The 14,941-nt window shown below is 72.1% G+C and carries 9 protein-coding genes; 5 read left to right on the top strand and 4 right to left on the bottom strand.

Translation table 11 applies throughout. The annotated features are described in order from the left end of the window. Positions 1 to 16: 16 nt before the first annotated feature. On the bottom strand, positions 17 to 334 hold the full coding sequence (locus ASC82_RS24680; protein WP_056652044.1) for a putative quinol monooxygenase: 318 nt from the start codon (positions 332 to 334) through the stop codon (positions 17 to 19). 28 nt (positions 335 to 362) lie between these two features. Continuing rightward, positions 363 to 1,565, bottom strand: coding sequence for a Cmx/CmrA family chloramphenicol efflux MFS transporter (locus tag ASC82_RS24675; RefSeq protein WP_056652538.1), 1,203 nt, complete (start codon positions 1,563 to 1,565; stop codon positions 363 to 365). A 514-nt stretch (positions 1,566 to 2,079) separates the two neighbouring features. Here ASC82_RS24675 and ASC82_RS24670 point away from each other — a divergent pair. Both ASC82_RS24670 and ASC82_RS24665 read left to right on the top strand, forming a co-directional pair. Next, on the top strand, positions 2,080 to 9,315 hold the full coding sequence (locus ASC82_RS24670) for a Tox-REase-5 domain-containing protein (RefSeq protein ID WP_079039449.1): 7,236 nt from the start codon (positions 2,080 to 2,082) through the stop codon (positions 9,313 to 9,315). A gap of 65 nt (positions 9,316 to 9,380) precedes the next feature. Next, positions 9,381 to 9,773, top strand: coding sequence for a hypothetical protein (locus tag ASC82_RS24665; RefSeq protein WP_056652043.1), 393 nt, complete (start codon positions 9,381 to 9,383; stop codon positions 9,771 to 9,773). An 83-nt stretch (positions 9,774 to 9,856) separates the two neighbouring features. Here the strand turns inward: ASC82_RS24665 and ASC82_RS24660 are convergent, their stop codons facing one another. Then, the gene (locus ASC82_RS24660) at positions 9,857 to 10,576 is read right to left on the bottom strand and encodes a hypothetical protein (RefSeq protein WP_056652040.1); all 720 of its coding nucleotides are present in this window, start codon (positions 10,574 to 10,576) and stop codon (positions 9,857 to 9,859) included. 101 nt (positions 10,577 to 10,677) lie between these two features. After that, on the bottom strand, positions 10,678 to 11,352 hold the full coding sequence (locus ASC82_RS24655; protein ID WP_056652037.1) for a hypothetical protein: 675 nt from the start codon (positions 11,350 to 11,352) through the stop codon (positions 10,678 to 10,680). A 145-nt stretch (positions 11,353 to 11,497) separates the two neighbouring features. On the opposite strand from ASC82_RS24655, the gene ASC82_RS24650 reads away from it, so the two are divergent. The 3 genes from ASC82_RS24650 to ASC82_RS24640 all read left to right on the top strand — a co-directional run bounded on the left by ASC82_RS24650 (position 11,498) and on the right by ASC82_RS24640 (position 14,899). Next, positions 11,498 to 12,937 carry an MFS transporter gene (locus ASC82_RS24650; RefSeq protein ID WP_056652034.1) on the top strand — a complete coding sequence of 480 codons (1,440 nt, stop codon included), beginning with the start codon at positions 11,498 to 11,500 and terminating at the stop codon, positions 12,935 to 12,937. Between the two features lie 126 nt (positions 12,938 to 13,063). Next, complete coding sequence (locus tag ASC82_RS24645; RefSeq protein ID WP_056652030.1) at positions 13,064 to 14,245, top strand: aminotransferase class I/II-fold pyridoxal phosphate-dependent enzyme; 1,182 nt, start codon at positions 13,064 to 13,066, stop codon at positions 14,243 to 14,245. 111 nt (positions 14,246 to 14,356) lie between these two features. Then, complete coding sequence (locus tag ASC82_RS24640; RefSeq protein ID WP_056652027.1) at positions 14,357 to 14,899, top strand: MaoC family dehydratase; 543 nt, start codon at positions 14,357 to 14,359, stop codon at positions 14,897 to 14,899. Positions 14,900 to 14,941: the final 42 nt, after the last annotated feature.

Below are 14,941 nucleotides of genomic sequence, written 5' to 3'. Positions count from 1 at the left end.
TACGAGCAGGGTCTCCTCAGGCTGCTCGTACGAGCACGGTCTCCTGCGGCGGTCCGGTGAGGAGCTCCGGCCCGGCCGCCATCGCCGCCGCGAGGTGCGGGCTCTTCAGGTGCGCCGCGAAGGCGTCGCGGTCCGTCCACTCCTCGACGACGATCCAGGAGCCGGGCTCCACCGGGTCCTCGTACGGCCGGTACGACAGGCAGCCCGGCTCGGCGAGCGTCGGCGCGACCAGGGCGAGCGCCTGCTCCCGTACGGCCTGCTCCTTGCCGGGTGCGGCCTTGAGCCGTGCGATGACGGTGACCGCGGTGGTGGCGGTTTCGGTGGTCGTGGTCATGGATCCCCCTTGTGGTGCGTGTGGCACGTCAGCGGGACGATACGGCCTTCCGCTCCCGCACCCCGCCCGAAGTCACCACGCGGGACGGGGACTTGTGGAGCTTCACCGCCAGCGCCGTCGCCCCGAGGGCCACGGCGGTCATCGCCGCGCCCGCCCAGGCCGGGGAGGCGAAGCCGAGGCCTGCGTCGATGACGGTGCCGCCGAGCCAGGGGCCGCCGGTGTTGCCGAGGTTGAACGCGGCGGTGGTCGTGGCGCCGGCGAGGGTGGGGGCGGCGCCGGCGACGTTGAACATGCGGGCGTTGAGCGCCGGGGCCGTGTAGAAGGCGGAGACGCCGAGGAGGAAGGCGAGGACGATCGCCGCCACCGGGCTGGAGGCCAGGAACGCCAGGGCGACCAGGAAGACGGTGGAGGCGGTGATGCCGGTGAGCAGGACGCCGAAGAGGTGGGCGTCGGCGAAGCGGCCGCCGATCGCCGTACCGATGACGGCGCCGATGCCGAAGAGCGCGAGGACGCCGGAGACCCAGCTCTCGTCGAGGCCGGCGACGTCCGTGAGGAGCGGGGCCAGGTACGAGAAGGCGCAGAAGACGCCGCCGGCGGCGAGCGCGACGATCGCGACCTGGAGCAGGACCTGCCGGTCGCGGTAGATGGCCACTTCCCGCTTGAGGCGGGGCTTCGTCTCGGGGAGGGGGATGCGGGGGATGCGGGTGAGGACGCCGACGAGGGCGATCGCGGAGGCGGCGGCGACCGCCCAGAACGCGGAGCGCCAGCCCAGGTGCTCGCCGAGGAACGCGCCGGCGGGGACGCCGAGGACGTTGGCGATGGAGAGGCCGCCGATCATGACCGCCATGGCGCGGGCGCGCGAGCTCACCGGGACCATGGCGATGGCGACGGCCGCGCCGACCGCCCAGAATCCGGCGCAGGCGAGGGCGCTGATGATGCGCGAGGCGAAGAGGACGGCGTAGTTGGGGGCGAGCGCGCCCGCTATCTGGCCGAGGCCGAAGACCGTGATGAGGGCGATCAGGGTGGTCTTGCGGGGCAGGCGGAGGGTGGCGGCGGCGAGCAGGGGCGCGCCGACGACCATGCCGATCGCGAAGGCGGAGATGAGGAGTCCGGCGCGGGGGATCGAGACGTTCATGTCCTCCGCGATGGGCTGGAGGAGTCCCGAGAGCATGAACTCGCTCGTGCCGAGTGCGAAGACGGAGAGCCCGAGGATGTAGACCGCCAGGGGCATCCGGGTGGGGGCCGGAGCGGCGGCGGGGGTGGGGGCTGTCGTGGGGTCCGGGGTGGCGCCTTCGGCGGAGAGGGAGGGCATGACATGCGTAAACCTGGATTTTGTGCCTGTCATTCCGGGTGTGGGGAATGTCTTGCGATGCGAGACGCGTGGGCCCCTGCCCCGCTTCCTTACGGTCGGTAACAACATGATCAACCAGTCATCGTTATCGGCTCTTTCCGGCCACTGTGGGGCTTTGGTGAGGATTATTTGATCTTCCTTGCGGGTGCCGTGCGTGACATCGTCACGAAGCAAGCGGTAGCGCCGGTTCGTGGGGGGCGAGCGTGCCGGCGGCCGTCACCGGGGGAGTGTGTCCTGTGCGGCCAGCCGCTGTTCTGTCATGCCCGCGCCATATCGAGTGCTGCCGGACGATCGCGAGATTGCAAGGCGGGACATGTCTTTGCTCAGAGACGCCGGCGGACGCCGGCGTCGCATACGGGCGGCCTTGACCAGGGCCACCGGTACCACCGCTCTGATGACGGCGTCCGCCGTCCTCGTGGGCATGATCCAGGCGGCCCCTGTCGTCGCCGCGACCGAGCCCGAACAGGACGACCTCACCCAGTACCGCAACAGCATCGGCTCCGACCGGCGCCTCGAACGGTGTCAGGGCGCGCACGCGTTCCACATCGGCGGTCCCCTGATGAAGGCCAAAGCCATCGAGGGACTCACCGGAACCGAGGAGGAGCTCACGGCGATCCTCGGTGACGGCTGGATCACCTACGGCCCCCTGGGCCAGGCCGCGAAGGCCGACGAGGACGCCGGCGGCGTCTACGCCAACACCGTCCGGGATCGTGACGAGGCCCTCTCCGTCGCCAACCAGGTCTACGCCAAGACCGAGGCCAATGACGAACTCCTGTGGCTGGCGCCGAAGTTCGGTGACGCCGTCTGGAACTTCACCATCGGCACCCAGCGCGAACTCGCCCGGCACCTCATCGACGCCACCCTCAGCGAGGCCAGCCCCGAGGCTCTCGCCCGAGCCAAGGTCATCGCCGAGGAGAACCGCGGCAAGGACGAGTTCCACGACTGGGCGTCGCGGAGCATGCTCAGCGACAGCCAGGTCGGCTGGAGCGCCCGGACCTCCACCGACATCGCGTCCTACCTGAAGCGCGGCGGCTTCCCGACCGTGGCGCCCGTCAAGGGCACCCCGGAGTTCCGCGTCGAGGTCGAGGACCTCAAGCAGGCCTGGGCCGCCTGTGACTACGCGAACCCGTACGACCCGTCGCGCAAGCTCAACGAGCCCGTCATGACCGCGATGGTCGAGTGGGAGCTGGAGTACGCCGGTCAGGCCACCCAGCGCGCCGCGATCATGCGCGCGGAGGCCGAGTCCTCGGCGGCGGCCCGCGCGACCACCGACGACATGGTCGAGGCCATCGGTCAGGCGTGGCTCGCCGAGCAGCTCATGACCTGGCGCAAGGGCTGGCTGGACGCCGTCGCCGCATGGCCCGAGCACCCGAGCCGGCCCACGCAGGCGATGTACGACAAGGCCGACGCGGACCTCGCCCGCTACCGCGCCAACGTCGCCGCCCAGGTCACCGAGGCCAAGGCCCACGCAGCCCAGGCCACCGCCGCCGCCCAGAAGGCGACCGCGGCGCAGCAGGCGGCCTGGGGCGTCGCCGACGCGGCCCAGGTGCCGCGCGGCCGGGGTCTGATGTACGCGCAGCAGTCGGTGCAGGTCGCCCGTGCTTCCTCGGCCGCCGCCACGGCCGCCGTGAAGGCGACCGAGACCGCGCTCGCCGCCGCCAACGCCACGGTCGCCACGACCGACGCGCTGCTGGCCAAGGCGCAGACCGAGATGAAGGCGCTCGACACCGAGTTCCGCCGCGTCGCCGCGCAGGAGGCCGCCGCCCAGGCGAAGGCCGCCGCGGACACGGCCGAGGCGAACGCCACGGCCGCCACGGAGAGCGCGAACACCGCGAAGGCCGCGCAGACGACGGCCGAGGAGAAGCGCGACAAGGCCAAGACCGCCGCGACCACCGCCGCTTCCGAGCGCGCGAAGGCGCAGGCGGAGCAGGCCACGGCCACCGCCTCCCGCGCCAAGGCCGCCACCGAGCGCGCCAAGGCCAAGGCGGCCGAGGACCGCGCCACGACGCACCAGACGACGGCGAGGACCGCCGACACGGCCGCGGAAACGGCGACCACGACCGCCGCGGCCAAGCGGAAGCTCGCCGACGAGAAGGCGAAGGCCGCGCAGGGCGCCCGCGAGAAGGCGATCGCCGCTCTCCAGGCGAAGCAGGCCACCGCGGCCCGCGCCGCCGCGCTCGAAGCCGCCGCCACCGCCGCCGAGGGCAGCGCCGCGGCCGCCGAGACCCGGGCCGCGGCCACCGCCGCCCGTACGGCCGCGAACCAGGCGACCACCGCCGCCACCGCCGCGCAGACCGCCGCCGACCAGGCCACCACGGCCGCCGTCGCCGCGCGCTCCGCCGCGACCACGGCGGAGGGTGCCGCCGGGCGCGCGAAGGCCAGTGCCGACACGGCCTGGTCCGCGTACTACGCCTCCCAGGGCGAGGCCTCCACGGCGCACGCCGCCGCGGCGACCGCGCTCGACGCCTCGCAGGACGCGGCCATCCGCGCCGACAACGCGGCGACGGCCTCGGAGAACGCCACCGAGCTCGCCAAGAAGGCGCAGCAGGAGTCGGCTGCCGCCGGGACCAGCGCCGCCGAGGCCGTGACCTCGGCCGCGACCGTGGTCGGCCGTGCGTACGCGGCCGGTCAGGCCGCCCTGGCCGCTCGCGACAGTGCCAATGCGGCGATCGCCGCCGCCGACACGGCCGTCTCCGTCGGTACTCCGTACAAGGAGAAGGACAGCTCGGCCGCGTTCGCGGTGCTGGCCGGTCAGTCGGCGAAGACGGTCGCCGAGCAGCAGGCAGCGGCCGCCGCCGCCAAGGCCACCGCCGCCGCTGCCGCCGCGGAGTCCGCGCAGCAGACCGCCGCGCAGGCGACCGGCGACGCGAAGCTCGCCGCCGAGGCCGCCGCCCGTGCGGCGAGCGATTCGGCGCGCGCGGCCGAGGCCGTGTCCCGCGCCCAGTCGGCAGCGGCTCGGGCGTCCGGCGCTCAGAAGGGCGCGAAGGACGCGTCCGACGCCGCCGCCGGGCACGCCGAGCAGGCCGGGGTCGACGCGCTCGGCGCGCGTACCACCGCCGGTGAGGTGAGCGGCATCGCCGCCGAGGCCGGACGTGAGGCCACGGACGCCGAGCGGCACGCCGCCGAGGCGAACGAGAAGGCCGACCGGTCCGCCGAGGCGGCCCTGGAGGCCGCGAAGAAGGCGACCGACTCGGAGAAGGACGCCAAGGACGCCGAGGACAAGGCGTCCGACGCGGCCGGCGACAGCTCCGCGGCCGAGGAGGCCGCGGAGAAGATCGAGCGGGAGCAGCGCGAGAAGAACGAGGCCGCGCACCAGGAGGCCCTGGAGGAGGGCACCACGCCCATCAAGGGCGGTGCCTCCAACTGGCCCGCGCTCGGTGAGCGCGAGGAGCGGATCCTGCTCGACGCGTGTGGCCAGAGCTGTGTCGACGAGTACCGCAAGGGCCTCGCGGCCGTCTCGGTGAACGTCGTCGACTGGGCGACCGCGAACGGCGGGCAGATCCTCTTCGAGCAGCTCGACGCCGCCAAGGTGAAGGACTGCCTGGCCTCGCGGGACGTCGACGACTGCCTCTGGGCGCTCGTGGACATCCCGTCGTCGTCGGTGATCGTGGGTCGCATCCCCGCGCTCGCCGTGGCGATCGAGAAGGTCTCCGACGGCATGCGGAAGATCTTCGACGACGCCGACAAGGCCCTGCGCCGGCTCAACGAGCTGGCGGCCGACATCAGCGCCGTCCGTTCCACCCCGCGCCTCGAGCGCTGCATCACCGGTGTCGCCCTGCACGCGGGCGGCGCCAAGACCAAGGCCAAGGCCATCGAGGGCCTGACCGGGACCGACGCGCAGCTGCACGCGGTCATCGGTGACCTCACCTGGCTCCAGTTGATGCCCCTGGGGCAGGCCAACTCCCAGGACCGGCAGGCCGCGTACGAGTACGTGGACGCCATCGCGGCCCGCAAGGCCGTCCTGGAGGACGCCAACAGGCCGTACGCGATGAGCTCGTTCAGCGACGAGATCACGCTGCACGCACCGCAGTTCGGCGCCGGGATCACGGAGTTCACGCACGCCTCGCAGCCGAAGCTGTCCGCGCGTCTCGGCTGGGACGGGCACACCAACCCCAGCGCCGAGGCGATCGCCCAGGCCAAGGCGGTCACCGAGCAGAACCGCGGCAAGGACGACTGGCACGACTTCGCGGCGGACTCCCTGCTGCGGAACGCCGGCCCGACCAACACGATGTTCTGGGGCGGCACCACCTCCGCCGACATCGCCACCTACCTGCGGCACGGCGGCTTCCCCGCCAAGAAGGTCACCGACGGCACGCCCGAGTTCCGCGTCGAGGTCGAGAACCTCAAGCAGGCCTGGGCGACGTGCAACCACGGCGACCCGGTGGATCCGCGCAACGCCCTCAGCGACGTCGTCTCACAGGCCTCGGCCGAGTGGGAGGCGGAGTACGCCGGGCAGAACGCCTCGCGCGCCGTCATCATGCGGGCGGAGGCCGACGCCGCCGCGGCGACGAAGGCCGCCACGGACAACATGATCGAGGCCATCGGTCAGGCGTGGCTCGCCGAGCAGATCCTGCTGTGGCAGAAGTACTGGCACGACCAGCTCGCGAAGGACCCGAACCACCTCTTCAAGCCGAAGAAGGCGCTCTTCGACCAGGCCGACGCGGACCTGGTGAAGGCCCGCGGCAAGGTCCAGGCCCTGGTCACCAAGGCCCAGGACCAGGCCGCCCTGGCGACCGCCGCCGCCCAGCGCGCGGTGACCGCCCAGCAGCAGGCGTGGACGATCGCGGACGGCGCCGACGTGCCGCGCGGCCGTGGCCTGATGTACGCCCAGCAGTCGGTCCAGGTCGCCCGCGCTTCCGGCGCGGCCGCGACGGCCGCCGCGAAGGCGACGGAGACGGCGCTGAACGCGGCGAACGCCACGGTCGCGACGTCCCAGACGCTGCTGGCCCTGGCGCAGACCCAGGCGCACGCGGTGAACACCGAGTTCCGCCGGATCGCCGCCCAGGAGGCCGCCGCCCAGGCGAAGGCCGCGGCGGACAGTGCGGACGCCTACGCGGCCTCGGCCGCGGCGAACGCCGAGAAGGCCAAGAAGGCCAAGGAAACCGCGCTGGCGGAGGAGGAGGACGCCCGCAAGGCCGCGGCGAAGGCGCAGCAGCAGCGTGCCGTCGCCGAGCTGGAGCGCGCCAACGCGGCGGCCTACCGGGCCACCGCGGAGAGCGAGCGGAACAAGGCGAAGGCCCACGAGGCCGACGCCGTCGCCCAGGGCCGTATCGCGAGCGACGCCCGCACCTCGGCGGAGGCGGCGGGATCCACGGCCTCCTCCAAGCGGGGCGTCGCCGAGCAGGCGGAGCGCGACGCGGTCGCCGCCCGCGACCGGGCCCTTGAGGCCGAGCTGCGGCGGGACTCGCTGAACGCGAAGGCGGCGGCTTTCGAGGCCAAGGCCGACGCCGACCTGGGTACGGACGCGGCCACCGCCTCCCGTACCGCCGCGACCGATGCCCGGTCGGCCGCGAACACGGCGACCACGGCGGCCACCAACGCCCGCGCGTCGGCGAACGCGGCCACGGCCGCGGCCGTCGATGCCCGTGAGGCGGCCACGAAGGCGCAGGGCTCCGCGTCCCGCGCCAGGGCGGCGTCCGACAGCGCCTGGGCCTCCTACATGGTCGCGGCCGGTTCCGCGGCAGCGGCGCACGCCGCGGCCGCCGAGGCCATCGACGCCTCGGAGGCGGCGGCGGCCGACGCCAAGGGCGCCAAGGAGGAGTCGGACAAGGCCTCCGCGGCGGCCAAGACCGCGAAGACCGAGGCGGCGGCCGCCCGCAGCGAAGCGCTGCAGACCGCGGCCTGGGCGGCGACCACCGCCGGCAAGGCCCTCGCGGCCGTGCAGGCCTCGGCCGCGGCCCGTGACTCCGCGAAGGCGGTCATCAAGCCGGCCGACGAGGCGATCGCCCTCGGCGGCCCGTTCCAGGAGGCCGACAGCTCCGCGGCGTTCGCGGTGCTGACCGGTCAGCAGTCCCTGACGGTCGCGCAGCAGCAGGCGGCCGTGGCAGCGGCTGCCGCGGCCCAGGCGGAAGGGTTCTCCGCCGAGGCGAAGGCCCTGGCCGAGCAGGCCGCGGCGGACATGAAGGTCGCGGCGCAGTCGTCCGCGGCCGCGGCGACCGACGCGGCCCGTGCCGCCAAGGCGTACCAGCGGGCCCAGGTCTCGGCCACCCAGGCCGCGGCGGACGCGAAGGACGCCCAGGCGGCGGCCGGGCGGGCCGACGGCTACGCCAAGTCGGCCGGCGAGGACGCCCTGAAGGCCTCGTCGGCGGCGATGGACGCCGAAGCGGACGCGGCCGCGGCCGACGCCGCGGCGACCGAGGCGGAGAAGGACGCCGCCAACGCCCGCGCCGTGGCCACCAAGGCCGAGGAGGACGCGGCGAGCGCCCGTGCCACCGCCACCCAGGCGGAGACCGACGCGACGGCGGCGGAGAAGGCCGCCGAAGGCGCGCGGGACGCGGCGACGGAGGCCCAGGAGGCAGCGGACCGCACGGAGAAGAGCGGCAACAGCGAGCAGATCTCGCAGGGTGTCACCACCGGCGTCAATGACGTGTGGGCGGTTCTCGACCACATCGAGTACATCGGTGAGCCGAAGAACGTCATCAAGGAGAACTGCGACCCGTTCATCCACCGCGGGGACTGCAAGATCACGGCGGACATCACGTACAGGTCGTACGTCGACGTGTACATGTGCGCGGTGGCGTGGGAGACGTACGCGACCACCACGGGCAGCTGCCCGGCCGACGACACGATCTACCTCAAGCCCGACGTGTCTCCGGTGGAGACGAAGACGCTCACGATCACGCTGACGATGCTCGAGTTCAACTCGGGCATCGACCCGATCGACATCCTTCTCGGCGACTTCATCGGCTGCGCCAAGCTCCTCACGCCGGGTCTGTCGGGCGGTAGCTGGGGCGACTGCGCCTGGGCGGCGAGTTGGTTCGTCGCCGGCGCACTCTTCAAGGGCGCGAAGGCCGCCGTCACGGCGCTGGACGCCGCCATGAAGACGGGTATCGGCTTCGCCGAGGCCTGGGTGGCGCTGCGCTCCATCGGCCTGGCCGAGGGCGCCATCGCGGGTATCGCCGCGAGGGTGATCCAGAAGGGGCAGAAGGCCTGCGAGAAGCTCGACGGCCCCGCCACCTTCAGCATGGTCGCATTCTCCGCGTCCGGTGCTCCGGATCCGGCGTGCTGGTTCGAGACGGGCGGTCCCGGTTTCTGGGTGTTCACCACCGAGAACAAGTCGGCGAAGGCCGTCGCCTACGAATTCCAGATCACCGGAGTTCCGGCCGGACTCGGCTACCAGCTCAGGAATACGCCGAATACGACGGGAGTCGTGGCGATTGACGGCTACAAGGCCGGCGTCCTGATCGAGGCCAAGGGGCCCACGTACGCGTTTCTGATGGGTATCCGGCCGACGATCATCGCGGACGACTGGGTGCCGCAGGCGCTGAGGCAGGTACGCGGGGCGCCCTCGGGTACTCCCATCAGTTGGTACGTCGCCGAAGAGAAGCCCTATCTGGAGGCCAAGAGGCTGTTCTCCGCAGATCCTGAGCTCGCGCACATCAAGCTGTTCTTCGTGCCGCCGACCCCGTAGTCGAGTCGTCGGCGCCCCCGGGCCTTCCGGGGGCGCCGGCGCTCGCTCGTGATACGGAGAGACCCATGAGTTTCGACATCTACGTGTGCCGGTTCGAGAACGGCGAACCCGCGCCACTGGACCTGGTCGCCGCGCACGAGGTCCTCGACCCCCATGTGGTGGCGCGGGACCTTGAGCTGAACTTCTTTCAGGTGAGCACGGGGGAGGGAGAGCAAGCGGACGTGTACCTCGGCAGCCCGACCAGCATCACCTTCAACCGCTTCGGAGGGGACGGGATCATGGATCTCATCGCCGTCCTGTTGCAACGGCTGGACGCCGTGCTCATCGTTCCGGGCGGCGCGACGATCCTCCAGCGGGACGAGGACCGTGAGCACTTGGTCCCCGCCCTGAGGGACGAGTGGCCTGTCGTCGTCGCCCGTACCGGCGCGGAGATCGATCAGGCGATCAGGGCCTCCTGAGGCAATGACGAAGGGGGCCTCCCCGGTGCACCGCGCACCGGGGAGGCCCCCTTCTTTCGCTTACGGGGCTTTCGCCTGTCGGCTCAGAGCCGGTCGAGCTGGGCCTTGATCACCGGCTCCGGGATCGCCGCCTTCCTCGCGTCCAGCATGTTCACCCCGTAGAACGCGGCGATCACGCCCCCGCTGCGCACCACCGTGTACGTCATCGGCACCTTCTGCTTGCCGATGTCGCCGGTGATCCGGTAGCCGACGGCCTCGTCGCCGAGCTTCGGCGCGGGGAGGTTCTCGACCTTGCCGTAGGTGAGGCCCAGGGTCTTGAAGCCCTTGGGGCAGTCGGTGACGGCCGTGCGGAGTTCCTTCATCACCCGGGTGGCGTTCGCCTCCGAGTGCGAGGCGAGCCACATGGAGCCGACGGTCGCGTTGGTCGCCTCGCCGGGCTGGAGGGAGCGGTGCACCGTGGACACCGCGGGGACGTGCGTGAAGCCGCCGATGAGGCTGGCGAGGGGCTGGCAGGCCTTCCTGTCGGCCTTCATGTCGCGGCCGGCCTCGACCTCCGCCTTGGCGATCTTCTTGGCGTCGAATCCCGCGGTCTTCCCGGTGATGGCGACCTTTTCGAGGGCCTTTCCGTCGAGCGCGCCCAGGCGCTTCGCCTCCGCGGCCTCTTTCTGCTCGGCGCTCTGCGTTTCCTTCGCGCTCGCATTCGGCTTCTTGCCGTCGGATTCCTTCGATTCCCCGCTGCACGCGGACAGCGCGAGAAGGGCCGGTATGACGGCGGCGATCGGAAGGGCCCTGCGCAGTTTCATGGTCTTTCCTGGCATCTCTCGCTGGCGACGAACAAACAGAATGATCTTACCGGCGGTAGAGGTCGGCTCTCATTACGTTTTGACGTCGGATCAGCCCGGACTCAATTCGCGCCGGAATCGCCCGTCAACTCCTTGAGTTCCTTTTCCATGTTGTCTCGTGCCCGCTCCTCCCACACTGCCGCTCCGTACGGCGTGTGGAAGAGGCGCGGGAGGGAGAGGAGCTGGCGCAGGACGGCCGCGCGGCCCTTGCGGAAGTCGTCCTCGGGGACGAAGGCGTACTCCTCGCGGACCGCCGCCACATACCCCCTGTAGGTATCCGGTCGGGTGGCGAGGATCGCGAGGTCCGCGTCGCAGAGGGTCTCGCCGTTCAGGTCGCCCGCGGCGGGGTCGTGGGAGATCGTGAGGCGGACGAGCCGGGCCACCTCTCGTACCTCATGCTCCGTCAGACCCGCTTCCGTCAGGGCGCGTTCGGCCAGTGCGGCCGAGCGTTCCTCGTTCTCGGAGCGGTCCGGCCGGTAGACCGCGTCGTGGAACCAGGCGGCCAGGCGGACGAGTTCGAGCTCGCCGCCCTCCCCGCCCTGGTCGGCGAGTTCGTCGATGCGGTCGAGGACCGCCCGCAGGTGGTCGACCGTGTGGTAGCGGCGCTGCGGCTCGGCCCAGCGGGAGAGCAGGTTCCGCCCGTACGGGGCGGGGTCCGGGCCCTCGTGGCCGGAGCGGGCGGCGAGCAGGGTGGAGTTCCAGCGCTGGAGCAGCTCGGGGTGTTCCTCGGCGGTCATGGGGGCATTCTGCCCGGCGCCGACCTCGGAGCGGGGGAGTCCGGTCCGCCCTCATCTCACTCTTACATACCCCCCATGGGTATGCTACGGTGCTCCGCGAAGGTACCCCCCTGGGGTATGCAGCAGCGAGTGAAGGGTCAGGGCAATGTCAACCGTCAATCCCCGGCGCTGGTGGGCACTTGTCGTGCTCGCCGCCGCTCAGTTCATGGTCATCATGGACACCTCGATCATCGGGGTCGCGCTCCCCGAGATGCAGAAGGACCTGGGCTTCACGCAGGGCGAGCTCCAGTGGGTCTTCAACGCCTACGTGATCGTCTTCGGCGGCCTGCTGCTCCTCGGCGGACGCCTCTCCGACCTCATCGGGGCGCGCAGGATCTTCGTCACCGGCTGGGCGGTCATGATCGCCGGCTCGATCCTCGCCGCGGCCGCGCAGACCGCGTGGGTCGAGATCGCCGGCCGCGCCGTCCAGGGCGTCGGCGGCGCGCTCATCGCGCCCGCCGCGATGACCCTGCTGATGATGCTCTTCATGCACGACCCGAAGGAGCTCGGCAAGGCCATGGCGCTCTACGGCGCCGCGGCTCCCGCCGGTGGCACCGCGGGCGTGTTCCTCGGTGGCGTCTTCACCGAGTGGGCCGCCTGGCAGTGGGTCTTCATCATCTACATCCCGATCGGCCTCGCGACCCTCGCCGCGACCAAGCTCCTGCCGGACGTCGCCTCCCGCCGCGGCTCCGTCGACGTCCTCGGCGCCGTCGCCGTCACCGCCGGTCTCGCGCTCGCCGTCTTCGCCGTCGTCCGCGCCCCCGAGGTCGGCTGGGGCTCCACCGGCACGATCCTCCAGCTGGTCGGCGCCGCCGTCCTCCTGGTCCTCTTCTTCGTGATCCAGAAGAGCATCCGCGAGCCGCTCATGCCGCTCAGCGTCTGGCGGGTCCCGCGCCTCGGCTCGGCCAACCTCGCGATGACGCTGCTCGGTGCCGCGTGGATCCCGATGTGGTACTTCCTCAACCTGTACCTCCAGCAGGTCCTGGGCTACGGCGCCTTCGCCTCCGGCGCCGCCCTGCTCCCGATGACCGTGCTCCTCATGATCTTCATGACGGCCATCACCGCCCGGCTCATGATGAAGGTCGGGGCCAAGCCGCTCATCGGCATCGGTCTGCTCGTCCTCGCCGCCGGTCTCGTCTGGCTCGCGGCCGTCCCGCCGACCGGCACCTTCCTCGTCGACGTCCTGCCGGCCTCGCTCGTCGCCGCGCTCGGCATGTCCCTCGCCTACATCCCGGCGATGATCGCCTCGATGTCCGGCGCCCCGCAGGAGCAGGCCGGTCTCGCCTCCGGCATCGTCAACACCACCTACAACGTCGGCTCCGCGCTCGGTCTCGCCGCGCTGACCGCCGTGGCCATGTCCCAGGGCGCCGACCAGCTCGGCAACCTGCCCGCCCTCACCGACGGGTTCTCGTCCGCCTTCATCGGCGCCGCGATCATCGCCGCCGTCGGCGGTGTGATCACCCTCCTCGTCATGAAGAGCGACAAGGCCGTCGCCGCCGAGGCCGCCGCCGCTCCCGCCCCGCAGGGCGAGAAGGTCTCCGCCTGAAGCGCCTGAAACGCCGAAGTGCCCGAAGCGGGTGAAGCGCCTGATCGGCACGACACCCGAAGGGGCCGCCCGATGTCCGTCACCGGACGTCGGGCGGCCCCTTTCCCGTATCCGGAAAGGAACGCCATGGAACTCCCCACCCGCGCCGTGCACGTCTTCAACGAGCCCTTTCCCAGCGGTAGTTGGCCGCTGTCCGTGCCCCTCGTGCAGTCCTCCGCCTTCGCCTTCGACTCCGCCGCCGAGCTCGCCGACGCGATGGCCGGGCCCGACGGGCGGTACGTCTACAGCCGCCGCGGCAATCCGACCGTACGGGCCCTGGAGCAGACGCTCGCGGGCCTGGAGGGCGGCGCCGGGGCCATCGCCTTCGCCTCGGGGATGGGGGCCGTCAGCGGCGTCCTGCTCGCCCTCCTGCGGCCCGGCGACCGGGTGGTGGCCCAGCGCTGCCTGTACGGGGGCACCCACTCCGTCCTGGCCGACCTGGCCGAGCGGTACGGGATCGAGGTCGTCCGGATCTCCGGCGACGACCCGGCCGAGCTGGAGGCGGCCGCCGTCCACCCCGCCACCCGGCTCCTCGTCCTGGAGACCATCGCCAACCCCACCGGCCAGGTCCCCGACCTGCCCGGGCTGCTCGCCGTCGCCCGCGCCGCGGGCATCACGAGCCTCGTCGACAACTCCCTCGCCTCGCCCGTGCTGTGCCGGCCCCTGGAGCTCGGCGCCGACGTCGTCGTCCACTCGACGACCAAGTACCTCTCCGGGCACTCCGACGTCCTCGGCGGCGCCGCCGTCTTCGCCGACGACGAGCTGCGCCACCGCGTGTGGCCCCGGACCGTCGAACTGGGTGCCTGCGCCGACCCGTTCGCGGCCTGGCTGACCCTGCGCGGGATACCCACCCTGCCGCTGCGGATGCGCGAGCACTGCGCCAACGCCGTCTCGCTGGCCGCCGCGCTCTCCGAGCGGGCCGAGGTCCGCGGCGACGTCACGGCCGTGCACTACCCGTGGCTCGCGAGCCACCCCTCGCGCGAGAACGCCCGCAAGGTCCTCTCGGGCGGCGGCGGGCTGCTCTCCTTCGAGCTGGCCGGCGGCCGGGAGGCGGGCCGGGCCTTCGTCGAGCGCGTACGGGTGGCGAAGCTCGCGCTCTCCCTCGGCGGAGTGGAGACGCTCGTGACGCACCCCGCCTCCACCTCGCACCGGGAGCTGGACGGGGCGGCGCTGGCCGCCGCCGGGATCGGTGCGGGCCTGGTGCGGATGTCCGTCGGCATCGAGGACGTCGACGACCTCTGGTCCGACGTCGAACAGGCCCTCGGCTGAAGGGAGTCCGTTCCCTTCTCCGTCCTTCTTTTGGGTTGACAAAATAAATGACTGATTCGTAGATTGGATGTCGCCAGGGAAAGACCACTCCTAGGTCAAGGGGGGCGCGCGATGCGCTACTTCGAGGACTTCCGGCCCGGCGACGTCCACGAGCTGGGCGCCGTCACCGTCACGGCGGAGGAGGTGCTGGAGTTCGGCAGGCGCTTCGACCCGCAGCCCTTCCACACGGACCCCGCGCTCGCCGAGCGCTCGCAGTTCGGCGGCCTGATCGCGAGCGGCTTCCACACGCAGTCGATGTTCATGCGGCGGTACGTGGACGGCCTGCTCGCCTACAGCGCCTGTATGGGCTCGCCCGGCATCGACGAGGTCCGCTACCTGCGGCCCGTCCGCCCGGGCGACGTCCTCACCGCGCGCGTCGAGATCCTCGGCTCCACCCCGTCGCCGTTCAACCGCACCACCGGCACCGTCAAACCGCGGTGCACCCTGGTGGCCGCCGACGGGACGGCCGTGTTCAGCATGATCCTGCACAGCATCTTCCGCCGGCGCCCCGCCGACTCCGAGGCCGACCATCTGTCGTCGATGCCCGCGGCCGAGGACCCCGTCGCCTGCGCGCGACCGGCGGTGAAGAGCGCTGTTCCGGCCATGAGTTCCTGACGGACCGTCCTCCGCCGGGCCCTGAACACGGCCGTCCGCACA

The organism is Streptomyces sp. Root431 (assembly GCF_001426585.1).
In the GTDB taxonomy this organism is placed as follows: domain Bacteria; phylum Actinomycetota; class Actinomycetes; order Streptomycetales; family Streptomycetaceae; genus Streptomyces; species Streptomyces stackebrandtii.
This window is presented reverse-complemented; position numbering and strand designations above follow the sequence as displayed.

What these genes read in the sequence shown, in the direction of transcription:
- ASC82_RS24675 (WP_056652538.1), bottom strand. Translation starts at nt 1,565, where the DNA reads ATGCCCCTGGCGGTCTACATCCTCGGGCTCTCCGTCTTCGCACTCGGC.
- ASC82_RS24655 (WP_056652037.1), bottom strand. Translation starts at nt 11,352, where the DNA reads ATGACCGCCGAGGAACACCCCGAGCTGCTCCAGCGCTGGAACTCCACC.
- ASC82_RS24660 (WP_056652040.1), bottom strand. Translation starts at nt 10,576, where the DNA reads ATGAAACTGCGCAGGGCCCTTCCGATCGCCGCCGTCATACCGGCCCTT.
- ASC82_RS24670 (WP_079039449.1), top strand. Translation starts at nt 2,080, where the DNA reads ATGACGGCGTCCGCCGTCCTCGTGGGCATGATCCAGGCGGCCCCTGTC.
- ASC82_RS24665 (WP_056652043.1), top strand. Translation starts at nt 9,381, where the DNA reads ATGAGTTTCGACATCTACGTGTGCCGGTTCGAGAACGGCGAACCCGCG.
- ASC82_RS24680 (WP_056652044.1), bottom strand. Translation starts at nt 334, where the DNA reads ATGACCACGACCACCGAAACCGCCACCACCGCGGTCACCGTCATCGCA.
- ASC82_RS24645 (WP_056652030.1), top strand. Translation starts at nt 13,064, where the DNA reads ATGGAACTCCCCACCCGCGCCGTGCACGTCTTCAACGAGCCCTTTCCC.
- ASC82_RS24650 (WP_056652034.1), top strand. Translation starts at nt 11,498, where the DNA reads ATGTCAACCGTCAATCCCCGGCGCTGGTGGGCACTTGTCGTGCTCGCC.
- ASC82_RS24640 (WP_056652027.1), top strand. Translation starts at nt 14,357, where the DNA reads ATGCGCTACTTCGAGGACTTCCGGCCCGGCGACGTCCACGAGCTGGGC.